The sequence below is a fragment of the Sphingobium sp. WTD-1 genome, from assembly GCF_030128825.1.
Classification (GTDB): Bacteria; Pseudomonadota; Alphaproteobacteria; order Sphingomonadales; family Sphingomonadaceae; genus Sphingobium.
The window spans coordinates 132,454-157,606 of sequence record NZ_CP119128.1; the positions used below are offsets into that span (position 1 = coordinate 132,454).

At 60.3% G+C, this 25,153-nt stretch carries 22 protein-coding genes and 1 pseudogene; 7 read left to right on the forward strand and 16 right to left on the reverse strand.

The genetic code is table 11. The annotated features are described in order from the left end of the window. Window positions 1–128: 128 nt before the first annotated feature. Together N6H05_RS25840 and N6H05_RS25845 are read right to left on the reverse strand one after the other, a co-directional pair. Entirely contained in the window at window positions 129–572 is a 444-nt protein-coding gene (locus tag N6H05_RS25840; protein WP_021224309.1) for an ion channel, read from the reverse strand. 225 nt (window positions 573–797) lie between these two features. Next, window positions 798–3,749: a Tn3 family transposase gene (locus N6H05_RS25845; RefSeq protein WP_284114425.1), complete on the reverse strand. Its 2,952-nt coding sequence runs from the start codon at window positions 3,747–3,749 to the stop codon at window positions 798–800. Window positions 3,750–3,878: 129 nt separating this feature from the next. Between N6H05_RS25845 and N6H05_RS25850 the strand changes: the two genes are divergently transcribed. Together N6H05_RS25850 and N6H05_RS25855 are read left to right on the forward strand one after the other, a co-directional pair. Next, window positions 3,879–4,484, forward strand: coding sequence for a recombinase family protein (locus N6H05_RS25850; protein WP_026109404.1), 606 nt, complete (start codon window positions 3,879–3,881; stop codon window positions 4,482–4,484). Beyond that, the gene (locus N6H05_RS25855) at window positions 4,481–5,839 is read left to right on the forward strand and encodes a DUF7986 domain-containing protein (RefSeq protein WP_007015766.1); all 1,359 of its coding nucleotides are present in this window, start codon (window positions 4,481–4,483) and stop codon (window positions 5,837–5,839) included. Before N6H05_RS25850 ends, N6H05_RS25855 begins: the two co-directional genes overlap by 4 nt. 60 nt (window positions 5,840–5,899) lie before the next feature. Here N6H05_RS25855 and virB11 read toward each other — a convergent pair. The 12 genes and pseudogenes from virB11 to N6H05_RS25915 form a co-directional block, all read right to left on the reverse strand. After that, window positions 5,900–6,789: pseudogene (gene virB11, locus N6H05_RS25860) on the reverse strand (P-type DNA transfer ATPase VirB11); the annotation flags it as partial. Next, complete coding sequence (virB10, locus tag N6H05_RS25865) at window positions 6,786–7,985, reverse strand: type IV secretion system protein VirB10 (RefSeq protein ID WP_284114427.1); 1,200 nt, start codon at window positions 7,983–7,985, stop codon at window positions 6,786–6,788. The gene virB10 and the pseudogene virB11, both read right to left, overlap by 4 nt. Window position 7,986: 1 nt before the next feature. Beyond that, window positions 7,987–8,829: a TrbG/VirB9 family P-type conjugative transfer protein gene (locus N6H05_RS25870; RefSeq protein WP_284114428.1), complete on the reverse strand. Its 843-nt coding sequence runs from the start codon at window positions 8,827–8,829 to the stop codon at window positions 7,987–7,989. Beyond that, window positions 8,826–9,518, reverse strand: a complete 693-nt coding sequence (locus N6H05_RS25875) for a VirB8 family type IV secretion system protein (protein WP_284114429.1) — start codon at window positions 9,516–9,518, stop codon at window positions 8,826–8,828. Before N6H05_RS25875 ends, N6H05_RS25870 begins: the two co-directional genes overlap by 4 nt. A 399-nt stretch (window positions 9,519–9,917) precedes the next feature. After that, window positions 9,918–10,925 carry a TrbL/VirB6 family protein gene (locus N6H05_RS25880; protein ID WP_284114430.1) on the reverse strand — a complete coding sequence of 336 codons (1,008 nt, stop codon included), beginning with the start codon at window positions 10,923–10,925 and terminating at the stop codon, window positions 9,918–9,920. Between the two features lie 39 nt (window positions 10,926–10,964). Beyond that, on the reverse strand, window positions 10,965–11,282 hold the full coding sequence (locus N6H05_RS25885) for a hypothetical protein (RefSeq protein ID WP_284114432.1): 318 nt from the start codon (window positions 11,280–11,282) through the stop codon (window positions 10,965–10,967). Beyond that, entirely contained in the window at window positions 11,282–11,998 is a 717-nt protein-coding gene (locus N6H05_RS25890) for a type IV secretion system protein (RefSeq protein ID WP_284114433.1), read from the reverse strand. The genes N6H05_RS25885 and N6H05_RS25890 overlap by 1 nt, the downstream gene beginning before the upstream one ends. Before the next feature lie 12 nt (window positions 11,999–12,010). Next, entirely contained in the window at window positions 12,011–14,401 is a 2,391-nt protein-coding gene (locus N6H05_RS25895) for a VirB4 family type IV secretion/conjugal transfer ATPase (RefSeq protein WP_284114434.1), read from the reverse strand. Then, window positions 14,394–14,738: a VirB3 family type IV secretion system protein gene (locus tag N6H05_RS25900; protein ID WP_284114435.1), complete on the reverse strand. Its 345-nt coding sequence runs from the start codon at window positions 14,736–14,738 to the stop codon at window positions 14,394–14,396. The genes N6H05_RS25895 and N6H05_RS25900 overlap by 8 nt, the downstream gene beginning before the upstream one ends. Window positions 14,739–14,795: 57 nt before the next feature. Then, complete coding sequence (locus N6H05_RS25905; protein WP_284114436.1) at window positions 14,796–15,164, reverse strand: TrbC/VirB2 family protein; 369 nt, start codon at window positions 15,162–15,164, stop codon at window positions 14,796–14,798. Then, window positions 15,161–15,847, reverse strand: coding sequence for a lytic transglycosylase domain-containing protein (locus tag N6H05_RS25910; protein ID WP_284114437.1), 687 nt, complete (start codon window positions 15,845–15,847; stop codon window positions 15,161–15,163). The genes N6H05_RS25905 and N6H05_RS25910 overlap by 4 nt, the downstream gene beginning before the upstream one ends. A gap of 622 nt (window positions 15,848–16,469) precedes the next feature. Beyond that, on the reverse strand, window positions 16,470–16,652 hold the full coding sequence (locus tag N6H05_RS25915) for a hypothetical protein (protein ID WP_284114438.1): 183 nt from the start codon (window positions 16,650–16,652) through the stop codon (window positions 16,470–16,472). A gap of 30 nt (window positions 16,653–16,682) precedes the next feature. Between N6H05_RS25915 and N6H05_RS25920 the strand changes: the two genes are divergently transcribed. Next, window positions 16,683–17,369 (forward strand): DUF7146 domain-containing protein, encoded by a 687-nt coding sequence (locus N6H05_RS25920; protein ID WP_284114439.1) that lies wholly within the window; start codon window positions 16,683–16,685, stop codon window positions 17,367–17,369. Continuing rightward, the gene (locus N6H05_RS25925; protein WP_284114440.1) at window positions 17,366–17,950 is read left to right on the forward strand and encodes a thermonuclease family protein; all 585 of its coding nucleotides are present in this window, start codon (window positions 17,366–17,368) and stop codon (window positions 17,948–17,950) included. The genes N6H05_RS25920 and N6H05_RS25925 overlap by 4 nt, the downstream gene beginning before the upstream one ends. 31 nt (window positions 17,951–17,981) lie before the next feature. Here the strand turns inward: N6H05_RS25925 and N6H05_RS25930 are convergent, their stop codons facing one another. Continuing rightward, a complete protein-coding gene (locus N6H05_RS25930; RefSeq protein ID WP_284114441.1) occupies window positions 17,982–20,186 on the reverse strand; it encodes a TonB-dependent receptor in 2,205 nt (734 codons plus the stop codon). Window positions 20,187–20,389: 203 nt separating this feature from the next. After that, complete coding sequence (locus N6H05_RS25935) at window positions 20,390–21,325, reverse strand: LysR family transcriptional regulator (RefSeq protein WP_284114442.1); 936 nt, start codon at window positions 21,323–21,325, stop codon at window positions 20,390–20,392. A gap of 96 nt (window positions 21,326–21,421) precedes the next feature. Here N6H05_RS25935 and N6H05_RS25940 point away from each other — a divergent pair, with 96 nt between their 5' ends. Genes N6H05_RS25940 through adh form a run of 3 tightly spaced genes read left to right on the forward strand, consistent with a single transcriptional unit; the run spans window position 21,422 to window position 25,145 of the window. Then, entirely contained in the window at window positions 21,422–22,921 is a 1,500-nt protein-coding gene (locus tag N6H05_RS25940; protein WP_284114443.1) for a benzaldehyde dehydrogenase, read from the forward strand. A gap of 27 nt (window positions 22,922–22,948) precedes the next feature. Continuing rightward, on the forward strand, window positions 22,949–23,617 hold the full coding sequence (locus tag N6H05_RS25945) for an OmpW/AlkL family protein (RefSeq protein WP_284114444.1): 669 nt from the start codon (window positions 22,949–22,951) through the stop codon (window positions 23,615–23,617). 10 nt (window positions 23,618–23,627) lie between these two features. Continuing rightward, window positions 23,628–25,145, forward strand: coding sequence for an aldehyde dehydrogenase (gene adh, locus N6H05_RS25950; RefSeq protein WP_284114445.1), 1,518 nt, complete (start codon window positions 23,628–23,630; stop codon window positions 25,143–25,145). The last annotated feature ends 8 nt before the right edge of the window (window positions 25,146–25,153 follow it).

Consider the following 25,153-nt stretch of genomic DNA (forward strand, 5'->3'; position numbering starts at 1 on the left):
GATTGATCTTGAGCCAATGCATTCCCGCCCCGAGCGGCGGGCCGAGCTGCAAGGGTCTGATTGTGAAACCCGCGCCTTCCTTCATGAGCAAAGGCGCAGGGCGGTTGCAAGCCAGCGCGTTTTTACCTTCATGGCAGCGCCTGAACCTCGTTCTCAAGCCCGCGGATCCGGCCGACGATGGCGACAAAGAACGCGGTCGACCATCCCAGAAGGATGAGGCCGTTCGCTCCCTCGATCGCGCCGAGCAGACGCCAGCGCTCGTCGAGGACGACATCCCCATATCCCACCGTCGTGTAGGAAGAGGTTGAAAAGTAGAGCGCCGCCTCGAAGCTCCTGAGCGCCTCGACGGCGATGTAGAAGCCTGCATAGAGCCAGATTTCAAGGGCATGGAGAACGAACAGGCCGCCGGCCGCGCCCAGGATCCCCAATCCTTCATGCCAGAGCGTGCGAACGGTTCGCCTTCCGCGATGACGGCGGAGCAGCGCGAGGAGAAGCGCGATCCCGCCAAGATGGATGAAGATGGTCAGCACCACCAAGGCAGTGGCGACCGCAAGTTCCAAAGACAGGTTCATGAGGACCGTTTCCACGCGCGGGCACTCTCGGGCCATCCGTGATAGTCCGTAGGGTCAGTGAAACAGCGCCTCTCTTCAGCACAACATGCTGGCGCCGTGCCCGTCAGGCATTCACCAGACACCGCCGGTCCGCCGGCGTCTCTTCCACCGTTGCAACCAGATTCCTGATCTCTTGCACGACGCGCGAATTGGGAAACGGCCCCTGTGCATTATCAGGACACGGATTCACGGTAGCGGTTTGATGAGCAGCGGCATGAGGCCGTTGGCGTCGAGATCGAGGTGATCGGACCAGACATAATCGCCGGTGAGATTGATGCGATCCCAACCCAACGGCGAGAGCCGGGACAGCATAGCTGGATCGATGGGGCTTCCTCGACGACGCATTTCGTCGACGGCGCGCCCCAGATAGCGACAGTTGAACAGGATAATCGCTGCGGTGACGAGGTTGAGCGCGGCCGCTCGGGTCTGCTGGTTCTCCAGGCCACGGTCGCGAAAACGGCCGAGCCGATGGAAGGCGACCGCCCGGACAAGGCTGTTGCGGGCCTCGCCCTTGTTCAACTCGGCAGTGACGGTACGGCGCAGAGCCGGATCCTCGAACCAGCGGAGCGTGAACAGCGTGCGCTCGATCCGCCCGATCTCCCGCAGCGCCGCAGCGAGGCTGTTCTGCTGGCGGTAGGCGGACAGCTTCTTCAGGATCAACGATGGCGTGACGGTGCGGTGACGGATCGCGCCAATGACACGTTCAATATCGGGCCAGTGGCTGACGATCAGGTCCCGGTTGAGCCTGTGACCGAACAGTGGCGCAAGCCTGCCATAGCGCTTCGAGGGTTCGAAAGCGTAGAGGCGCCGGTCGGACAGGCGAGGAATGCGCGGCTCGAAATCGAGCCCGAGGAGATGCATCGTCGCGAATACGATGTCGGAAACGCCGCCTCCATCGACGTGCAGCGCGGTCAGATCGGCGTTGCTGTCATGGCCGAGGAGCCCATCGAGCGCATGGATGGCTTCTCCTGCCGTGCCGGCGATCACCGTCTGGTGCAGCGGCGCGTAGCGGTCGGTGATGGTGGTGTAGATCTTGACCACTGGGTCGCGACCATAATGGGCGTTGACCGCTCCGCCGGCTTCGCCCGGCCCGCCCAGGTAGAAGGCCTGGCCATCCGCGGAAGCCCGGTGTCCTTGCCCAAACCAGGCGGCGATCGGCTCGGCGTGGATGGCGTCGGTCAGACAGGCGAGCGCCGCCCGAAAGGTTTCCTCGCGCATGTGCCATGTCTGCATGCGCAGCAGCGCGCGGCGTGACCCTGCGCCGCATACCTCGGCCATGCGCGACAGCCCAAGATTGGTCGCTTCGGCAATCAGAGTGGCGAGGAAGGCCTGCTCATCGCCAGGCGGCAACCCGGTCGAGACGTGCCCGAAGTGCCGGGTGAAGCCGGTCCAGCGTTCGACTTGCGACAACACGTCGGTGATACGCGTGGCAGGCAGCATGTCGTAGCAGGCAAGCGTCAGGCGCCGTCCTTCGTCGTGCCTGGCATCATCGTCCTTCAGTTCCTTGGGAAATCGCAATCGCTCGCCAGCGAACAGGGCAGCATCGCGTCCGGCCAGATTGTGGGCGACGTCGCGCAAGGCGCTGTCGAGCTGCGCGGCGCGCTGATCGAGCCATGCGTGTGGATTACCGAGCGAGAACGGCGGTTGCAGCGCTGCGCCGGATAACGGCGCGAGCAGCACGTCCAGCGACCTGTGCAGCCTTGACCTCGGCACCCAGATATCACCCGAGGCCAGTGCATTGGTGAGCGCGCCGTAAGTCGCCATCTCCCAGTGCGTCCGGTCGATCTTGCCGGCGACCACGACATGGCGGTGCCAGCGCCGCTCGACATGACCGAGCGGAACGTCGGCAGGGAGGGGCTTGCGCCAGTCGCCATCAAGATTCGACAGGATCGCCATCGCGTCGCGCAATGCCGCGGTGCCGGCCCGACCGTGGAAATCGAGCGTTTGCAGGAATAGAGGTCCTGTTCGCTTGAAGGTCCGGTACTCGGCTGCGATCTCGCTTAGCACATCGTCCCTGTGAGGTGCCGCGGTACGACGGATGATCGCGGCATCGGCATCGAGCATGTCGAGAGGCACGATATCCCTGAGGGCCGCGCCGATATCTTCACCGGCACGTGCTGCCCGGCTAACTGTTTCCAGCACAGTGGCGATGCGCATCAGCCGGTCGCGGCCTTCGCGTCCCGAGATCGCGATCCCCTGTTCCAGGCGTTTGCGGGCACGAAGATGAGCGCGTCCCATCAAGGTGCCGAACATGGCGATCGCCGCGTCGGTAAGCGTGGCCTCCAGCTCGCGCAGCGTAGCAAGCAGGATGACCCGCCTGCGGGAAGCGCGCATCTGTTGGAAAGCCTGGGCGGTATAGCGCACGCCTTCGCGGGCGAACTGCGTCAGGCGTGGCTCGTGCAGGGGATCGACCGGAACACAGGCAATACCGGTCCTGTGAATCAGCGCGACCTTTTCGAGGATTTCAGCGAGCGAGGCTGACGCTACGCGGGGCTCCGGTTCGCGCAACCACGACAAGCGGCTCTGTCGGTGATGCACCTTCTCGTCGACCAGCGTATCGAGACGCTGACGCATATCCGCATCGAGTTTATCGTCGACTGCGGCGACCAGATCGGTTTCCGCCCGCAGCATCGCCTCGGCCGCCATCCGCTCAACGACGCTGATGCCAGGGATGACGATGCGCCGCGTGCGCAGCTCGTCGAGCAGTCGATCGAGCAGAATACGCCCGTCCACGATGGCCATGGCTTCGGTTTCTAGCCAGGTCATCATGATGCCGCGCGCTGGCCGGCTGAGATCGGTGAAGCCGAAGCGCGCCTTGATGGCGGCAAGCTGATCGTAGCGGGTCGGCGCTCGCCGCGCGAAGTCGGCGACGACGCCTGCATCCACTCCGACCTGTTCGGCGATGTGGTCGAGCATGATTGCAGGCAACAGCTCGCCTGTGCGCAGATGTCGCCCCGGATAGCGCAGGCAGCAGAGTTGCAGGGCATAGCTCAAGCGGGTCGCCGGAGTGCGTGCGAAGCCGATCGCAGCAAGGTCCTCGGCATCGAGGCCATGATGTCGCACCACCGCCGCCTCGCTGTCGGGCAAAGCAAGCAACGCGGCGCGCTGCCGCTGGGTCATCGGAATACGTGCGGGCATGTTTCATCCTCCAAAAACCTCTTGCCTTTTGTTGGCTTAGTGAAAGAGGATTGTGAAAGACCCAAGGCTGCGGAAATTGGTGCATGCTGTTTCCGCCTCCAGATACGGCCGTTTGTGAAAGAGACGCAGATGACGCGCGAACCCTATCTGATCGGTTATGCCCGCGTGTCGAAGGGCGACGACCAGTCGAACGCCGCGCAGCGGCGCGCGCTCGATGCGGCCGGCTGCAAGCGGGTGTTCGAGGAGACCGCCAGCGGTGGGCGGTGGGACCGACCCAAGCTTCTGGAGATGATCGGCCAGTTGCGCGACGGAGACGTCGTCGTCGTCTGGAAGCTTGACCGGCTGTCGCGCAGCCTAAAGGATATGCTGCACATCATGGAGCGGATCGAGCTGGCAGGCGCGGGCTTCCGCTCACTGACCGAGGCGATCGACACCACCACCGCGGCAGGGCGGATGATGATGCAGATGGTGGGAAGCTTCGCCGAGTTCGAGCGGGCCATGATTCGCGAGCGTACCAGCGCCGGCCTTGCCCAGGCTCGCGCAGAAGGACGGATCGGCGGGCGTCGGCCCAAGCTCGGCGACAAGCAGCGCCGCGAAATCGCCGAGTCCGTCACGTCCGGCCGCAAGTCCGGTGCCGAGATGGCGCGGCTCTACGGCGTCAGTGAACCCACCGTCTCGCGCATCGTCGCCGCGCACCGCCAGCAATTCAGTCAGCAGCAGAGGGAACAGGCATGAAGCGTGGTCACGATCTGTCCGGCGTCATGAAGTTCGCCACCTCGCCGGCCTGGGGCGAGCATCTGGGCGAGGCGCTCGGCGATCATCTCGGGCTGGCGATGGAGGAGTTCGACTTCGAAGCGGACGAGCTGGCGGACATCGTCGGCGATCATTGGGCCGGCGTGTTGTGGGGATGCGCGTTCGAGGATCTGCTGACGCGCACCATCCAACCCGACCGGAACATCGTCGATGACTATATTCGGCGCCGGGGCTGGAATGAGAGCGGCCCGACCAAAATCTACCTGCGTGCCCTTCGATCGTCAGTGATGAGCCTCCACGAGGTCAGCGAGGTCGAGCCCGGCAGCGGCTTCCTCGTGCGCGACCTGATCCGGGGCGGCGAGCCGCTTCGAGTATCCGAGCGCAGCGCCTCGCAGACGCTGAAGCAATGGGACAGGATCGGTGCCCGCGTCGTGCAGGTCGGAGGCAAGCACCTCCTGTCGGGCGGCGTGCTGTCGTTCACGATGGAGGCGGCCGAGGCGCTCGTCGCCGATCTACGGCGCTCGAAGGGCAAGCGCAGCCCGCGCACCGCGTTGAACCTAGACGCCGACGATCTGGCTGCACTTCCGGCCCTCATCAGCACGGCATGGCTGTTCGATGTCGTTCCCAAGACCATGGGACCGGCGCCCATCCCCACGCTGCACAACATTGATGGCGAGGAGGTGATGTTCCACCGCGTGCGCTTTCCCTTCGCACGCGGCGTGACCCAGGCGCTGGTCGGCGAGCGGCTTGATACTGTCCCTGCGCTTCAGCGGGAAACCACGCACTTTTGGAACTGGCTGGGCGAGAAACCGAACGGAAAAGCGAAAAGCACCGGGCGCATGGCGTGGGGTGTGACGATGGCGGACGGCACCCCGGTGCTCGGCAATGTCGAATTGAAAGGCCGCGCCCTGATGCTCGCCGTCACCTCGGCCGAGCGAGCGAAACGCGGCACCGCGCTTATCAACGATGCGCTCGCCGGGTTGGTCGGCTCGCCGCTGACCACGATTGAGACGGTCGAACAGGCCATGGCGGCGCGGGCCGAGGGGCTGACATCATCCGAACCGGCACCCGCCATTGCGCCAGAGGTTGCAACCCCGCTCATCCATGCCATGCTCGACCGTCAGTACCGCGCGACGCTCGATGAACCCGTCGGCATGCTCGGCGACATCACCCCGCGCGCAGCCGTTCAAACTGCCGCAGGCCGGCACCGAGTAGCCGGGTGGCTCAAGCATCTCGAAAACCGCAGCAGCAGCCAACTCGACGCGAACGACCCGATGGCCACCTACGACTTCACTTGGATATGGCGCGAACTTGGCATCGAGAACCTGCGCAAATAGTTCGCTACCCCTGACGTCGATGCCTACCGTGAATCCGTGTCCCTACAATGCACAGAGGCCCAGATCGGCGCCTCCCTCGCTTTCTTTAACCAGCAGTGTCAGCTGCTCGAACGCCAGTTCAGCGGAATCCGCATGGATCGTGGTGATCGAGCCAGGATGCCCGCTGTTGACGTTGCGCAGGTAGAAGAAGGCGGTTCCGTCACGCAGCTCCTGAAGCAGAATGCGATCGGGCCTCATGCGTAAGGCGCTTTCAAGAAGCTCCTTGGCCGTCACCTTCGCCGTTCCAGTGCCGTCCTTGCTGTAGATCATATGGACGACGTTCTTGTGCGGCACGACCAGCTCGCGGGTATCCTCGATTGTCAGAAGCCGTTCATTTTCCGGGATCAGCTTGATGAGACCCTTGGAAAAAGTGGTCTTGCCTGAGCCGGTAGCGCCAGAGATCAGGATGTTGAGACGGCTGCGCACGGCCAGCTCGAAGAACTCGACATGCCTACCAGCGTGGAGAAGGCCCTGAAGCCGCTCTTCCACGCTGCTGACGCGCGCTTGCTCGCCACCTTTGTATCAGCGAACAGGCCGCTCGCCTCGAAATCGGCCATCGACATCGTTTTGGTAGATGGCTTGCGCACCGTGATCGACACCGTCCCGTCGGGAACGACAGGTGGAAGCACGAGCTGGACACGTTCCCCGGTCGGAAAAATGGTCGAGCAGATTGGGGTTTCGCGCGATACATCCTGTGATGTGAACGCCGCTGCTGCCCGAGCCAGTTGGTTGAGCGATTCAAGGGTCAACGCGCCTTCGCGCTCCCAGGTCCATCCACCCCGGCGCTCGATGCCGATGATTTCTGGCTCATTGATGACGACTTCGGTTACATCGTCAGCGTCGAGAAAGCGGCGCAGCGGGCGAACGGCATGATCGAGGATCGCTGTGTTGCGGAACGCCGCCGAGGTCATTTGAGGCTCAGCCCATAGACCTGCGAGAAATCGAAGTCCTTGGCCACGGTGATGGCCAGTTCTGTCCCTTGGTTCACGCGCACGATCGGTCGTATCTGTTGGGTGTCCTGCAATACCTGCGATGTCGTGTCGCCGGGAGTGCGGAAGACAGTGGAGCCAGCGGGGCTGACGGCCTGGCCCGCAATCTGACCGCCAGCGTCAAGCACGCTGAAGAGCATCGCGGCACCGAACCGTTGCCAGAAGAAGCGATCGATCTTGCCGGTTATGCCGGAACGACCGACCGGATCGGAAGCAGGCGAGCCAATGTCGATGGCAACGCCGCGCGGTGTCACTGCACGGGTCCACATGGCGAAGAGGCGATTTTGGCCGCGCTGTAATCCGCCTTGGTACTCGCCGAATACGCGCGTCCCCTTTTCAAGCAGCACGACACGGCCGTTGTCCGAGTAGATGTCGCGCGGGATGATGCAGGTCGTATAGCCTGGCACGCTGCTATCCATCGCGGTCTGAAGCGTACACGGCAGGATGGCACCAGCGGTAACGAGATAGTTGCGGTCCCCGATCATCCGCGCAGAGGCCGTGCCGATCGAGGAAGTTTGCTTCAGGCCGTCCAGCTTCGTAGCGGACGGTTGGCTATTATCCGGCCCGCCTTGGGACGGCGGCAGATCGGTGCGACCATCGTCTTGAGGGCGTGCCAAACCTTGATTGGCGTTGTAGGCAATTAGCGTCGACCGGCGCGCATTGTCGCTGAGCTGGCGTGCTTCATTGGCGCGGCGCTCTGCTTCGCTTGCCTGTCGACTTTGCTGTCCACCTGACGCGCCATAGGGCGTGATAGGTTGGCCGTCAGGTCCGATTGCCGGAACCTGATCGCCGGCGAGCTGGACCGGAGCATTGGGATCGCGTGGCGCGGTCGCCAGCGTCGGCGCAATGACCGTGTTAGGATCATAGGGGGCTTCTGCCGCAGCAGGAGGCGCCTTTCGTTTGGCTTGGATCGCCTGGTTGTTGCCGCCCGAACCTGTGATGAGGGTCAGGATGGTGAAGATGGCCGCGCCTCCCAGCGCCGCACCGACGATCATCTTCTTATTGTCCCACTGGACGGCGTTGAGGGAAGGAATGCGGTTCGGCCGATCGGCTGCCGGTGTGCGGTCGATTTCGTTCACGTCGGGCGTCGCATCGACGTCAAATCTCTTGTCCGTCACGTCAGTTCTCCGTCGTGCGCTCGACCACTTCCGATGCCGTGTCCGTTTTCGGATCACGGCCATAGAAGGTGGGATTTTCGTTGTAGATGCACAGGACGACCTTGCCCCGGCGCAGCCGCATTTCCTTGTAAACGCCGTGGATGACGACGAACTCGTCTCTCACGTCAAAGGGTGCCGTTGCCTCGCTTCCGTCAGGGTTGACGGTGAAGATGGCAGGAATCTCCCGCTGGTTCGGGAAGCGCAAAACCGTGAACTGCCCGTTATCGCTGATCTCCGAAGGTTGTAGATCGGAAGCGCCCTGCACCTGATAGGCGAGATTGCGCTTGCCTTCGAGCACGCCAATGTCGAGGGCGGTCTTGATCGCCCCGTTCTGCATCTCCAGCGCCTTGGTGAGCTGAACGCGCTGGGCCGCAATACGAGCCTCCTGCGCTTCAAATTCGGGATAGCGCAGGCGGACCTTGAAGAAGGTGCCTGCGGAACGCGCGCTCGCTACAGCCGCCAGCTCGAACGTGTAGTTGCGCTTGGTTCCCTGAAAGTCAGTGACGACGATCAGGTTGGTAGCCCCAGCACGCTCACGCGGTTTCACGAACAAAGAATTTTCAGCCGGGGCCACTTCCCAGGAGACGGTATCCCCCATGGCCACGAACTTGATGACCTCGCCCGCGGCAAATTCGATTTGCGTCGCCGTGCGGAAGGCGCTGCGGATCGCGATCACATTGCCGTCGGTATAGTTGACCTCGCGGATACGCATATCCGGGCCAAGCTGGCGCGGTGTCTGCTCGGCCATCACCGGCGCGGATATGAAGGCGCAGATCGTGGTCGCCATGAGAAGCGTAGTTTTCATCGCGTCGGAACCTCCGCGTCGGCCCGGTAGGATCGAACCTGAAATCCGAGCGGGTTGGCATATCGACCGGATTCCGTTTCCGGCTTCGACAGCACATCGAAAGTGATTGTCGCGATGGCGGGCGTCTCGATCACCTGCTGGTCGCGCTCTAGCCGTTTGACGAACCGTATCTGGGCGACATTCGGCGAGATGAACGCTACCGAGCGTATCGCCACGAACACGGAGTCATTGGCCGTGAACTGGTTTTGCGGAGAGTCCGGGTTGTCCTTCCGATAGAAGGTCGTCCAGCGGGTCTGCTCCTCCCGGTTAGATAGAGCCAGTACCTTGCGGAAGAACTCTTCCCGAGCTTGAGGAATCCACCCTTCGCGATTGCGCACGTAGTCAGCGAGAAAGTATTTGCGAACCGCCTCGTCATAGGTGATCGCCTTGTCGCCGCGCAGCTCTTGCGTGACGTCGGTAGCCCCCGTCGATCGGTCCACTGTCACGACGTAAGGAACGACGGTTTTGAGTGGTGACAGGGCCATGACCGACCCGACGCTGACGACAGCCAATGTCGTCGAGACCCCGGCAACGATCCATGCCACCCGGCGCGACCGCGCAGCGGCAACGAACCTGTCTCGATCCCAGCTTTCCGCCTCCGCGAAATACGCCTTCAGGTCTTCGTCCTGATCTCTTACGCCGATCGCCATATCAGCAGCTCGCAAATTTGGGAGGGAGCGCCGCTCTGGCGCTTGAGGAAGTCGTTACAGCACCGATCGCCGGCACTTTGTCAGCCCGAGACGTATCGGCTCCCAATGGGGGATTGGGCGGCGCATCAGACGGAAAGAGATTGGTCGCAGGCGGTGCCGACGAGCCTGGAGCGCCCGGCGTCGGGGGTGTGCCATGTGGCACAGTTGGGCTTGCCGGACCGGTTGAGCGATCCGGAACCGTCGGCAGGACGCTTCCATAGGGGTTCGCTGGACGCTTATGCCTGCCGTTGCAGCGGGCCAGCTTTTCATCTTTCGCCGCGCTTGCCGGCATCGGAAATGCCAGGGATGCAAGCGCGAGAACAGCAAAGGCAGATGCGATTTTCATTCCATCTCTCCGAGCTAGTTGGTGCGGCTGAGCGTACCGCCAGTGGCACGGCTTCCTGAGCCGCTACGGCGGGCGGAGCGCCATGCGCGTGCGACAGCGTTCGATGGCGCGTTGGACATTGCGCGCCCAATCATGGGTGCGACATTGCCAGTGGCCGCGTTCGCGAACTGCGTGGCGAGTGATGCGCCACCGCCTCCGAGACCGGCAGCGAGGCCCGGAATTTGGAGGAAAAAGAAAAAACCCAGCACATAAAATGCGATAGCTCTGATCGCGATGACCGGAATGTTTGTGTCTCCGGTGAAGGCTTGGCTCATGAAATCTTCCCCAGTGTTACGGATGAAGATTGTTAAGAGGAGTGCGAACGCAACCAGCATCACGTAGTTGATGACTGATCCAAGCCACGAAAAGAAAAAGGATCGGGTCGATTCGAATAGCAGTGCCGCAACGAATATCGGCCCAACAACTGCTAAGAGCGCCAATGAAAATAGCGCGAAGGCGCAAATGGTGAAGCCGAGTGCCGCTGATAGAATGGCGAGTACCATTAGAATGAGGCAGTAAATTCCGGTGAAAAATATCTCGACTATATTGTTCGGTAGCCCAACGAGATTTTTCCCCGCAGCGGCTGTGCGGGCGTCCTGAATTTCCGTAATTTTGACTACGGTGTTGGATGCACCCCTGACCATCTGGTCGAAGAAGTCGCCAAGGCCATTAACGCTTGGCCCTCCGACCGCAGTCGCTACGTCACGCGGTAGCCCATCCATGGTGAAGAGGCTTACGGATGCGCCATATAAGGTCGTGACAGCGAAAACGAGCGCCGCCAGTTTCATCCCACGATAGACAAATTCGCGGAACGGATATTCGACTGCCCCCCGAAGGATCGCGAGGCCCAGCAAGATAATATAGATTGTCACGCCTACCCGAAGGGGGCCTGAAATCCAGCCCACCACACCCGCATAGGCAGCGATAACCCCAGCCAGTGCATCGTTTAGGTAAGTGAACATGGTCTGGAAGAGGTTTCCCACTATCCTACCCCTTACTCGGTGGTGAGCATGAAAACTGGGTTAGAGACCCATTCCTTTTTTGAAGTCGTCTCTGTCTTTGCGGGATTTCAGTAGCTCGTTGGCGCTATCGACGTTGTTGCAGGTCGACACGACGATAGATGGCCAACTTGCAGGCGGCCGCTGTGACGATTTCCACTGAGCACAGACCGTCTCCATCTCTCCGCGCTCGGGCTGATGTTCGGCATAAAATGCGACATCGCGCAGGGGCATGTCCGACCGTAGGTCATCGCCAGCCTGCTTTTCCTCCGACTTCGTACAGCCAGCGATCGCCATGACGGCCAAAGCAACGCCCAAACACCGAATATTCACATGGGGCATCAATCGATTCCCATCCCAGCTTTGAAATCAGCACGGTCGGATTGCTGCAAAGCGACATATCGCTGGTAATCAGCTTCAGCCTTCGCACGGCGCTGAAGCTCCACCGCTTGCAACGCCATCTGGTCGTTCATCATCTGCGCCTGTTCCAGTTGCAGCCGAGCCGACATATCGGCCCGCTCCGCAGCCGATGTCGCACTGCCAAGGCGGCCGCGTAGCTCTTCCAGCCCTTCGCGGCGGCTTGTGACCGCATCGCCGACGTTGCTGGCAAGGCCGGTAGATACCGCCGCTTCGCGTGCGCCCTGCTCATAGGCGGCGCGCTCGCTTTCCGTAGAGGCTTGTGACGAACGGCCGATGAGATCTTGATAGACATCGTTCGCCTTGCCGCGCAGGCCGCCTACGACATCGACATTGCCGTTCGTGTAGCCGTCGAGGCTGGACGACGAGACATCGCTTGTGCGCAGCATGTCGCTCTTGAGCTGGTTGGCAACATTGCTGATGTCGGTCGCCTTATTGAGATCGCGATACAGCGATTGCGCTTGCTCGATCTGCTGCTTGCCTTGAAGGATGGCTTGGCGGGCCTGCTCCAATTGCTTGATCTGCTGCGCAAAGGCTCGTGGATCGAACACGATCCCGGTGCCAAGCTGGGCCTGCGCCGTCCCGGCGCACATGAGCGCGGACCCAGCCAGCGCGATGGTGACACCCTTCAAACGACGCATGTCATTTCTCCTTCAGCTTGGGCGGCGACGTTGGTGGAAGATCGGGAGCCAGGTCGCCGGGTCCGGCCCAAATTCGGCAGCGGTTTCGATCGCTATGGAGGTGGTTTCCGCGCGGCCCGACAGCACGGCCAGTTCATCGTCGAGGCCGGTCAGGTCCAGTTCGACAACCACGCTGTCATGGCCCTGCTTCACCAGAAATTTGCGGGATTCCGGGGAAAGCTCTTCGCGGATGAGCTGATATTCGGCGTCCGTCAGCGAGAAGCCGTCAACATAATCGCGGCGTGCGCCCTTGGGATTTGGCAGCATCACCTGGGTCGCAACCTGTTCAAGAATGGAATGGGCAATGTCGCTCTTGAGGGCGTCAGCCGGCGACTGCGTGGCAAACACCATAAGCGCGTTGCGCTTCCGGTAAGTTTTCAAGCCGTCCTGGGCGAAGGAACGGAACGCCTCGTCGCCCAACGCCTTCCAGAACTCGTCGACGGCGATGATCGTGCGCTCGCCCGTCAGCAGCTTGTCGATCCGATGGAAGAGGTAAAGCATCACCGGCGCGCGGATTTCGCCATTGTCGAGGAAGTCCGTCATGTCGAAGCCGATGAAGCGGGTATCGAGTGTCATTTCGTCGGCCGCATTGTCGAAGACCCACCCCATCGATCCACGCGCCGTCCACTTTTCCAGGCGCGCGCCGATCCCGCTTGCGTCCGCCATGCCGAGCATGGTGCGCAGAGCATCGAGCGATCGATCTTCACGGGGCAGTCGCATCACTGCGGCGATCCCCTCGTCGATCATCCGCTCCTCCTGAACCGAAATCGGGCGGCTTTCCGTGCGGACGAGCTGGCGCACGAAAAGGGACAGCCAGGCCCGGTCTTCGGCGGTATTTTCCAATGCTTTGAGGGGCGCAAAGCCAGTGGGCGTCCCATTCGCCAAAGCGAGATATGTCCCCCCGGATGCCAGCACGAAAATCTGCGCACCGCGATCCTTGTCGATGAATATCTGCCTCGCGCCGGTCTTTTCTGCCTGCGCCATGAGGAAATTGACGATGACGGTCTTGCCCCCGCCAGAGGGGCCAATGACGAGCGTGTGGCCGAGATCGCGCTTGTGGAAGCTGAAGAAATAGGGACTGCGCGCGCTTGTCTTCATGAGGGCGATGGCATCACCCCAATGATTGCCGATGGCGAGGCCCGCTGGATAGGTGTGGAAGGGAGAGAAGGCGGCGAAATTGAGCGACGTGATCGGAGCCGGTCTGGCACGCCATGCGAAATTGCCGACAAGCTGGCTCCAATACGCAGCCTCCAGCGCAGCTCCCTCGCGCGCGGCCACCATACCGGTATCGGCAAGAGCAGCGCGTGCGATCGACATATTATCGCGTAGGCCCTTGAGGCTGTCGGAATAGACTGCCAGCGTAAAATGATGGTCGCCCAGCACGAAGCGGTTCGACATCAGATCGTCGGCAGCGTCTTCGAGATCGAGCATCTGACTGACGGCACGATCGTCGGCGTTTTCCATCTGCTTCTGGCGCAGCCGGAACCGCTCTGATGCGGCAGCACGGCCCAAGAACGTGAAAGATTGGGTGAGGACGAACCCGAAATCGACGGCGAGCAGCGATTCAAACTGGCGCGGCGTCGTAAAGGCCGGATATTCCCGAATGCCGAAGATGCCGCCAAACGCGCTGCGATCCGCATCGCGGACCTCGACCGTCTCGCCACCGAAGATGACGCGCTGACGGTATAGCGCACTGCCAAGGTGGCCACGAATGATCGGAACCCGGCGATGCCGTCCCGTCATCACCATTTCCGCGACTTCCATAGTCTCGGAGAATTTGAGGCCGTTATGCCCATAGATCGCCAGTCTGCGCGGCGAGCAACGGTCCATCAGCTTTTCGAAATCACGCGCCTTGTCTTCCAGCGCTTCGAGAAGATCGGCGTCGATCGCGTCGGCTTCGGCGTTCGCGCGGGCTTTGCTTTTGAAGAGCTGGACCAGCTTGTCGGCGCCATGGATGGCAGGACGCAGCACGAGCGTCACAAAGAAGCGGTTGATGAACATCCGCTCCTTGTTCATCCGCGCAAAATAAGCAGCATCGAGGTCGCGCGCGAAGCGAGAGCGAAAGTTGCCGCCGGGATATTGTTCAACCCGCGCCCGAACCAGATGCGTCCAGATCGACAGCCGATCATCATGGAGGTTGCGCAGCATGCCGTTGAGCTTGGCGTGCCAGTCGTTGAGATCGCGAACGTCGGCGGTTTCGAAGGCACGTCCTTGTAATTCGAACGTCAGCATGATGGCGCCGGAATCGAGTGCAACCACCTCGTCGGTGACATGGCGCGCATAGGGCAGGAATTTGGTCGGCAGCACTTCCTTGAGCGCCACCTTCAAGGGCACCTGGTCGGACAGGCGGCTCGCTTTAGGCATGGCGACCGAACCCCTTGCGCTTGATGCCTTTGAGCGGGAGGGGTGTGTAGCTGGACCCGCCCCAGAAGGCGCGATTGCGGTTCGCTGCCTTGGTGCGTCCCCACAGGAAGATCAGCCGAAACGCATTGACGTCGTGGCGCACGATCAGCCGTGAAATGCCGAACAGCACCGCCGCAATGACCGCTGCATAAACCGGATTGTTGAACCCGATTAGCACGATCACTGAGGATAGAAGGATGACGACGGCTGCCTCAATTGGGATTCCGGCGAAAAGCGCAGGGCGCGTCACCGCCAGAAACAGCGGGTTGCGCGCCATGATTTCCCGTTCCTCGTTCATATAATGCAACCTCCGTCCTTGACGGTGATGGCGGGGCGCTGCGCACCCGCCCAAGCCTCAGCCGGCGTTGAGCTGATCGACGATCCAGGGCGCTGAGAAGATCAGCGCGATGCCGATGATGACCGTCACCAGCGCGCCCGTGTTCACTCGCCCTGTCAGCCAGCCAAATCCAGCGGCGATGATCGCCAGAATGGCGACCGTGCGCAGGAGACCATTGCTGAGAAGGTTCAGCACGGACTGGCCGAAACTTTCGAGGTTCGTTTGCGCCAGCGCCGGTTCTGCCGACAGAAGCGATGCCAATGCCACCAGGCCGATCATCGATAGGAAGCGCGCCAGTCTGCGGTGGCGTGCCGACATAGCATCGATGCGAGCAGCGACGCGCGATCGGAATGGAAGCGTCGGCACGCCGAGCGACACAAGGTTCATCGGTTGTCTCCTTCTCCGGCGAGCCTCGCTCGCTCAAATTCCGCCTTCGCGAACACGTCCCACGATGGCGGCGGGGGGGTGGGGATGGCTTGCGCCTGTCCCGTGTCGGACGCGTTTTCCTCGACCAGTGCGGCCAGCATCGTCGCCGGGGCCAAAGTAGCAGTGTCAGGGGCACTGGAAACGGTAATAGGGTGGGCTGCGACGGGCATGGCCGTGTCGGCGATGCCGGCGTTGCCGACCACGCGGCCGACATAGCCATTGGCAAAGCCACGCGATTTCGAGCCTGTGTTGTACATGGAAAGCGCTATGCGCAGCGCCCGTTGCGGGTGATGAGCAGCCCTGACTTGTCGGTAATTGCCAGCGAGCACTGCGCCGGCAGCTGCGAGATTAGTGCAGGGTTCGAAGACAGTATCCCATGTGAGGCCAAGGGCCTTCATGTTTCGGGAATTAATCTGCCCAAGCCCCAAGTCGACCGAATAGCCTTTGGCGACATAGGCACGCGATACTGCGATTGCCTGCGGCAACGTGGTTGGCTGGGAAACCTTGCGCGCCAATCCGTTGACGTTGATCGCCAGTTCATAGCCCTGGCTTTCGGTCTGGACGATCGCCGCAATCGTCTCCGGAGCTACATCAGGCGCGCATTGCGCGGCGAGACCCAGAATTGCTGCGGCGGAGAGCGTCACATCACCTCTCCTGCCGTGTCGAAACGTCAGGAGAGATGCATAGCCGCCTTGCTCCAATGACGCCGGAAGCGAGGAGAAATTCGGCTGAATTTGCCGGATGAGCTGCACTCGACGCGAGATATGGCGCGATGCACAACACGGATGAACACAAGCGATTTGCCATGTTTTCACTCCATTTGTGAAAACAGGCTATGTTAAGAAATCAGCCTTGGCCACCCCGAAAGCGACAAAGGTTCATTCTGGAGGCATCAATCCATCCCGCTAAAATGTCGCCTCGTCCTTCATTCCGGGATAGGGGTGCAAACTTATTACGCCTTCGTACCCGTAGCCCATAATGATATGTCGGATCGCGGAAGAAGCGCGTTTATACAATCGGATGCGCTTTTTATCGTATAATCCGACATGGAACAGCGCGGTGCCGCGCCAGCTCACGCGGATATTTATGTGCCACTTGCCGGAGTCATGCTGGCAGACGTGAACATCTGTGATCGTCCCGCCTGGAGGGCGCTGCGTCGTGAGTTCCCGTTCAAGAAGTAGCTCTAATTCCATTGCTATCCTACAAGCGATTTAACGTGTTTTCGCTGGTGTCACATATCGCCCTGCGATACCGTGATCCCGCACTTCAACGGAGGTCTCTTAAATGGCCCGACGGCATACCGCCACGATTGAGGATCAGGCAGATCGAATTGTCCGGCAGCTTGGTGGTCGGTGGACCGGCGATTTTGCGATGTGCAAATGTCCAGCCCATGCCGATGGGAAGGCAAGCCTTTCTATCCGCGTTGGTGATCGCGCCGTGCTGTTCCATTGCTTCGCCGGATGCACGGCAGAGGCGATCATGGCGGCTCTGCGGTCGGGCAAGATCCTTGCCCCGCCCAATCATGATCCGGGCCAGCGCCAAGAGGGCAAGGCCGATCTCAACAAGGTCGCTCTGTCCGTCTGGCGCCATGCCGATCCCTTTCCCGGCAGCTTGGCCGATCGGTATCTGCGGACACGGGCAATCGTGCCGCACGGGATCAACGCGCGTTTCGATCCGCGTTGTCAGTGCGGCGCAGGGGCCGCCAAGGCGTTCGCCCCGGCGCTGATCGTGCCGATCGAAGAAGACGCCGGCGTCGTCGCGATCCACCGCACCTTCCTGACCCCAGATGGGCGCTGGAAAGCCGAAATGGAGGAACCCAAGCGGATGCTGGGCAATCCTGGCGTCGGTGCGGTGCGCTGGGGTGGCATCCCTGCCGACGGCGTGCTGCGCCTTGCTGAAGGGGTGGAGGATGCGGCCAGCGTCATGAACCTGCTCGAACCCGGTCACTTCGTATGGCCGGTGCTCGGGATCGAGCGGTATCAGGGCATCGCCATTCCCGAGAGCGTTCATACGGTCATTCTCTACAGCCAGCATGGCATTGAGGCTGCGCGCGCGGTGGAACGGGCTACGCCTCACCTCACCGGGAATGGCCGCCGGCTGCACACCAAATTGCCGCCGCATAGCGGTGACTGGAATGACCTTCTGCGCGAGATTCGTGCGACATGAAGCTGTTTCCCGGTGTTCCGCCCTTCCAGCGGTGGATGATGGCTACGACCTTTGTGGTGGTGGCAGTCTATTCCATCTCGCAGAACAAAAGCTCACTCGTCGAAGCGGCACAGACCAAACTCTCATCGCCCTCCCCACGGATTATCGATGGCGACACCGTGGATTTTCCCAACGGTCGGGTGCGCGTCGTCGGCATCGATGCTCCAGACGATGATCGTCCTCAACTCAAGGTATTGGCGAGCGAGGCGTTGCGCGGGTTGGCCGCCCGCGACGGCGGATTGACCTGCTCAGTTTCGTTGTTCGATTATGCCCTGCGTCGCGAAGAGCAATGCCGCTCGTCCCCGAAGAGCTATGGGCGCCTGAACCTGTCATGCCGTTTCATCCGCAACAATGCCAGTGTGGGTGCGACAATGGTCGCACAGGGTTATGCGGTCGATTATCGCGCTTATTCCGGCGGAGCATATATGGATTTGATGCGCGACGCAGCGGAGCGCCGCGCTGGTTTGTGGGGCATCGACTATAACAGGATGAGAGAGCTGGCTATCCAGCGCGCGCGGCTTCCTGCCGGTTGTTCGAAATAAGTGCCACCCCATTCGGAGGTGGCACTTGAGTTCAGAATTCCAGACCAGCAGTAATGCCATACGTCCTTGGCGGAGCGTAGGTTGCTAGGATCAGTCGGCTTGTGGCGATGACGTAATTGGTGGAGTAGAAAGTCTTATCGAATATGTTCTTTGCCCATAGCGAGACGCTGATGTTACTCGGCATCCGATAGGTGACGGATCCATTCACCACCGTCCGTCCGCTTTGGGATGCACGTTCGTCATTGAACGGCGTGAAGTAGATCTTCGACTTGTAATCAACGTCGGCCGAAAGGGTGATATCTCCCCCTGACGGAAGATCAGTCACATAGTTCCCGCGAAGGTTCATGGTCCATTCGGGGGCCTGCACGAGCCTATTGCCTTTCAGCGATCGCACCGGCGACGGCGGCGTTTGATCGAGTTCGAGTGGATTGGACGATGAGTAATCATCGAATTTCGCATCCAGGTAGCCGCCTGCGGCGGTCAGCGACAGGCCCTTGGCAGGCCGTAGCGTTGTCTCCAGCTCGATACCCCACGTTTTTGCTGAGGCTGCATTTTCGAAGATCGTGTTGATCGACGTGCCTGAGGCTGATGGGACCGACTTACCAACTTGAAGGTCGGTGAACGTCGATCGGAACCCCGTCAGGTTGAAGGTCAGCATGTTCCCAAGAAGCGTGGTTTTCAAACCACCTTCCCAGTTCTCGACCGTTTCGGGACGAAGGATGGGATTGAGCTGCCCCGCAAGGATAATGCCGCTCTTGAAGCCTTTCGAATAGGTGCCGAAGGCAAGCACCCCTCGAACGGGGCGCCATTCAATGGAAAGGCGGGGAGAGAAATTGTCAAAGCTGCCGCCCGGGCTGCTGAGGAATGTCCCGCCTGGGTTGATTGTCGTCGAGTTCCCGGTCCTCTTTTCATGGGTATAGCGGGCGCCCGCCGTGAGGCTGAGCTGATCCGTCAATTCATAGGTGGCTTGCCCGAAGACGGCCGCACTGCGGATATTTACGTCTCCCATGAAACGGACGCGCACGCTCTGCTGTGCCGGTGCAACATCGATGCCGGGATTCAGGCCGATCTGGTTGTCGCCGAAAAGATATTCGTCGAAATAAAAGGCCGAGACGAGTGCATTCAGTCGCTCAGTCGAAAGCGATAGCTGCAATTCCTGAGAAAATTGATGTCCGCGCGAGTAATTGTTCTGGCGCGTTGGGTTTTGCACCGCTGAGGCATCGAGATCCTGGAGCGGGTTGTTGTAGAATTTCCGGTAGTTGGTGATGGACTTGAGCGAAAGCAATTCGTTCAGCTCTGCGTCGAAAGTGCCCGTAACAGACCAGGTCTGTCGTTTGTTTCGGATCGGGCCTTCCGAAGCTATGTCCCGGATGTCAGTCGCATAGCCGCCTTGTCCAAGGCCATAAAGCGGACTGCCGACTGGCTGACTAGGGAATGACACTTCCTTGAAATGCAGGCCGTAGGCAGCGTCATCCTCATGGTGAAGCTCGCCGCTGAGCAGGAAGGATACGTCCGGTCCGAGGTCAAAATTCACTAGCGCGCGAATTGAGCGCTTGTTGGCGTCGTCGATGTCAGTGCCGATACGCGGATTTCGACCAAAGCCCGAGCGGTCCTCCGTGCGAATGGCCAATCGCGCCTGAACGCCGTTAGTAATCGGGCCGCCGACCGCTGCCTCGCCAACAATCTGGTCATAATTGCCATACGTCATGCGTATGTAGCCATTAAGGTCGTTGGTAGGCTTGCGCGTGATGAGGTTGATGACGCCGCCGGTTGAATTTCGACCGTAGAGCGTACCTTGCGGGCCACGCAGAACCTCGACGCGCTCCAGGTCGAAAAATGATCCGAGCTGGTTGATCGACTGCGAGATGACCGCGCCGTCGACATGCATTGCAACCGACGGGTCTGCTCCAACGAAAACGTTATCGAGACCAACGCCCCGGATGAAAATCTGGGCAATGCCGAACTGCGTCCCGACTGACACATTGGGTACGATCGAGCCAAGTCCGGACACATCGTTGGTGCCGCTCGGGCCGATAAGATCGCCTCCAATGGCTGACACCGCTATCGGCACATCCTGAAGGCCCTGGGCACGCTTTTGCGCGGTGACGATGATGTCGCCAGCCTCCGCCTCCGGCATGGTGTTTTGTTGTGTGACCGCTTTGTCCTGTGCGTAAACAGGTGCTGCGATTGAAATACCCGCAGCGCACAGCATGGCGCTTGCCAGCCTCTTGCCCATAGATCCTCCCCGTTGTCGGTTTGTGGCGGGCGATACCTGCCACTCCGGCGTCGGAATTATTTCCTTTGCGCCGGTTTGCTTACGGTGGAGGCAATTACGCCAATCAACTAGAACGATAATATGGATAACATGAATCTATGAAACTTATGAGTTAGAGCGGCAGACGGTCGGCGTTTATAAACTGTTCTTCCGATACCATTGTTCTACCCAATTTCGGATTCAGAAGAGGGATCACGTCCGAGAAAGAGTTCCGAAATCAACGCGCGCAGCCACAATATTGCCGGGTCGTGGTGGACCCGCCGATGCCAAAATTGCTGTAGCTCGATCGGAGGAATGGCCAGTGGCGGCGGTATTTGCCGGAGACCCGCAAGTTCGGCGTAGGTTGTGCCTACCGCTTTGGGTACGGTTGTAATCAAGTCCGATTTTGCGATCAGGAGCGGCGTGCTCACGAAATGGGGGGACTGGAGCTGAATGTGGCGGGACAGTCCCTGTTGCGATAAGGTGCGCTCGAACAATTCCTGACTTCTGCCTTCCTGAGAGACGACCACGTGACCCAGGTTCAAAAACTGGTCGAGTGTAATCGTTGACCCGACTGTGGGATGGCCTGCCCTCACGAGGCAGACGAATGGATGTTCGAACAGCTTCTGCTTGTAGAATGCGGCGCCATCCAGGTCCGGAAAATATCCCAATGCCAAATCCACGATGCCTTCGGCCATGGCCCGCTCAAGATCTTCGGGCCTCATCGAATAGCAGCGGATGGTAGCCCCCGGTGCCCTTTGGGCCAGTGCTTGCATCAACTTAGGTATGAAGACCAACTCGCCGATGTCCGAAGTGGTAATTGCGAACCGTCGCTCGCTTCGGGCCGGATCGAACGATGGTGTTCGCAACAATTCCGTATCGACGGTGGCCAGGATCCGGCGAACAGGGTCACGCAAGCGTTCCCCGGTGGGCGTTGGCTGCATCCGGTTGCCCTGGCGGACCAGAAGTTCGTCATTAAAGAATGTGCGCAGCTTCGACAATGCAAAGCTCACATTTGGTTGGCTAACCTTCAGGCGCCGGGCTGTCGCATTGACCCCCCGCTCTTCCAACAGAGCATCGAGAACGACAAGCAGGTTCAGATCGAGAGCACGGTAATCCATTTCACTAATATAGCCTATCAGAATAAACAGAGATACGGATAATTGCGAATTGCGCTATCCTGACGTTGGTCAGCCCAGACTGACGCGAGAGGAGCGATGATGGCGACGGTTACAGAAATCAAAAGCGACGCACAGGAAACTGGTGCGTGGCTCGGTTCGAACATCTGGGATGGTCGAGCATTCGATGGTGACTGGACGCCACTGCAAACCTCCGCAAACGTTCTTGAGCCTGCTACCGGTGCCGTCCTCGGATCGGTCGGTCTTGCAAGTCCTGAAGACATTCGGGCCGCTGCAGTAGCCGCCAAAAGTGCACAGAAGAGCTGGGCGGCCACTGGCTATGATGAGCGTGCTGCCATCCTTCGTGCTGCTGCTGCCGTGGCAGAGAAATATCGCGCCGAGATCGTCGACTGGATCGTGCGCGAGAGCGGCTCGATCATTGCAAAAGCCGAATATGAAGTCGCAGTGTCGATCAAGCTGCTGCACGAAGCCAGCGCGATGCCGAGCCAGGCATGTGGTCAGGTTCTGCCCTCCTCTCCGGGCAGGCTGAGCATGGCGCGCCGGCGTCCTCTCGGCGTTGTCGGTGTCATCAGCCCATTCAACTTCCCGCTTTATCTCGCTATCCGCGCCGTTGCGCCAGCGATTGCCGTGGGCAACGCTGTGGTCCTCAAGCCTGACCCACGCACTGCGGTTTGCGGTGGCTTCTCCATTGCTCGTATTTTCGAAGAAGCCGGACTCCCCAAGGGTGTGTTGCATGTTCTGGCCGGTGACGGTGCTGCAGGCGCCGCGCTTTGCAGCGATCCGGATGTCGCCATGATCCAGTTTACCGGATCGACCGCCGCAGGCCGCAAGGTTGGCGAAGCGGCAGGACGACATCTCAAGAAAGTTTCACTGGAGCTGGGCGGCAAGAACGCGCTGATCATCCTTGACGATGCGGACATCGATCTGGCCGTAAAGGCCACAAAATGGGGTGCCTATCTGCATCAGGGACAGATCTGCATGGCGACCGGCCGCGTGCTGGTACATGAGCGGATTGCCGAGCAGTTCACGAAGGCTCTAGCGCAGTCGGCCACGCAGCTTCCCGTCGGGGATCCAGCAAGCGGTCAGGTGGCTTTGGGGCCCCTGATCAACGAGGCCCAGGTCGCCCATGCGACAAGGGTTGTTGAAAACAGCGTTGCGGCGGGTGCCACCATCGAAGCAGGTGGCACGGCCGACGGCTTGTTCTTCCAACCGACTGTCCTTTCAAACGTGCTCCCGGGCAATCCAGCGTTTGAGGAAGAAATTTTCGCGCCGGTTGCTGTCGTTACGCCCTTTGCCTCCGACGAGGAGGCTATCGCTATCGCCAACAACGGCGATTACGGCCTTTCCGCAGGCGTCATTACCGCGTCGCTGGAGCGGGCGCTTGCGTTCGCTGACCAATTGCATGTCGGCCTCCTGCACATCAACGATCAGACCGTGAATGAAGAAGTGGTGAACCCGTTTGGCGGGACGGGAGCATCAGGAAACGGCACCAGCATCGGCGGCCCGGCCAATTGGGAAGAGTTCACACATTGGCAGTGGCTGACGATGCGCGGCGTAGTGCCTGCGTATCCGCTTTAATCAATAAGAAGAAGGGACGAGAGGAACATGAAGGGTATTTGGGCTTCGCTCGCGGTCGCGAGCTGTTTCATGGCAGTGCCGGCCATGGCTCAGGATAACTCAGGGGACGATTTCAAACGGGTGATGATCCGTGGCGGCTTTGCTTACCTGAAGTGGGATGAAGGAGCGTCCGTCAATGTGGGCGGACAGGTGGTGCCGGGTGGCACGACCCGCCTGTCCAATAACAAGGGGGTCGAAATCGATGTCTCCTATTTCCTGCATCCCAACGTTTCGGTGGCAGTCGCCGTAGGCGTGCCACCCACAACGACGCTCTATGGTGCTGGAACGCTGGAATCCGCCGGTGAGCTGGGCAAGGTCACATACGGTCCCGGATCGGCGACAGTCCTGTATCACATCACGGGTCTCGGCCCGGTGAAACCGTATCTTGGCGCCGGCGTCAACTACACGATCATCTTCAAGACGAAGGATCGGCTCCTGCAGGATTTCAAGGCCAAGGACACGGTTGGCCCGGTCCTTCAGGGGGGCGTGGACATCGCCCTAAACAAGAGCTTCGGCATCTATTTCGATGCCAAGAAAATTTTCGCCACGTCGGATACCACGTGGAAGCTGCCCACGCCTGCGGGTCTCGCGCCTGGCACCGCGAAGGTCAAGCTCGACCCCCTCGTGCTCAATGCCGGCGTGTCATTCCGGTTCTAAGGATCAAATCATGAACAAGCCCGAGACATTCTTCAACGTCGCGCATCCCTTCAAGGCTCAGTACGATAATTTTATCGGAGGGCGATGGGTGGCGCCGGTGGAAGGCCGGTATTTCGACAACAGCACGCCGATCACCGGGGAAGTCGTTACGAGCGTCGCTCGTTCTTCCGCTGCAGATGTCGAGCTAGCGTTGGACGCCGCCCACCGCGCGAAGGATGCCTGGGGCCAGTTCAGTCCTGCCGAACGCGCTCTGGTCCTCAATCGTATCGCTGATCGGATGGAGGAAAATCTTGAGCTGCTCGCTACGGCTGAAACATGGGATAACGGCAAGCCGATCCGGGAAACGCTCGCGGCGGACATCCCACTCGCGATTGACCATTTCCGCTATTTTGCGGGCTGCATCAGGGCGCAGGAAGGCGGTATTTCGGAGATCGACCACGATACCGTCGCTTATCACTTCCATGAGCCGTTGGGTGTCGTAGGCCAGATCATCCCTTGGAACTTCCCGCTTCTGATGGCCTGCTGGAAACTGGCCCCTGCAATGGCTGCCGGCAATTGCATCGTCCTCAAGCCTGCGGAGCAGACCCCGGCCTCCATTCTCGTCCTGATCGAGCTGATTGCCGACATCGTGCCACCAGGCGTGATAAACGTCGTCAATGGCTTTGGCGTCGAAGCAGGCAAGCCACTCGCTCAGTCGCCTCGCATCGCGAAGATCGCCTTCACAGGTGAAACCACGACGGGCCGGCTCATCATGCAATATGCCACGGAGAACCTGATCCCGGTTACGTTGGAGCTGGGCGGCAAAAGTCCGAACATCTTCTTCTCCGATGTGATGGCCGAAGACGACGATTATCTCGACAAGGCCATCGAAGGCTTCGCCATGTTCGCGCTCAATCAGGGCGAGGTATGCACCTGTCCGAGCCGCGCGCTTGTCCATGAGAGCATCTATGACAGGTTCATGGAAAAGGCGATCCGTCGCGTTGAGGCAATCGTGCAGGGCAATCCGCTCGACCGCTCGACCATGATCGGCGCGCAGGCATCGTCGGAGCAGCTGGAAAAGATCCTCAGCTACTTCGACGTTGGTCGCAATGAAGGCGCAAAAGTGCTGACCGGCGGCGAGCGTGCGACTTTCGATGGTCCTCTTGCTGGAGGCTTTTATGTCAAGCCGACCGTTCTCGCCGGGCATAACCGGATGCGGGTGTTCCAAGAAGAAATCTTCGGCCCTGTCGTGTCGGTAACGACCTTCAAGAACGACGAAGACGCCTTGGCGATTGCGAATGACACCCTCTACGGGCTTGGCGCCGGTGTGTGGACCCGCGACGGTAGCCGGGCTTATCGTATGGGCCGGGGCATTCAGGCCGGTCGGGTGTGGACCAATTGCTATCACGCTTATCCGGCGCACGCTGCTTTCGGTGGCTACAAGCAGTCGGGCATCGGTCGCGAAAATCACAAGATGATGCTGGACCACTATCAGCAAACGAAAAATCTGCTGGTAAGCTACAGCCCGAAGAAGCTCGGCTTCTTCTGATCGGCCTC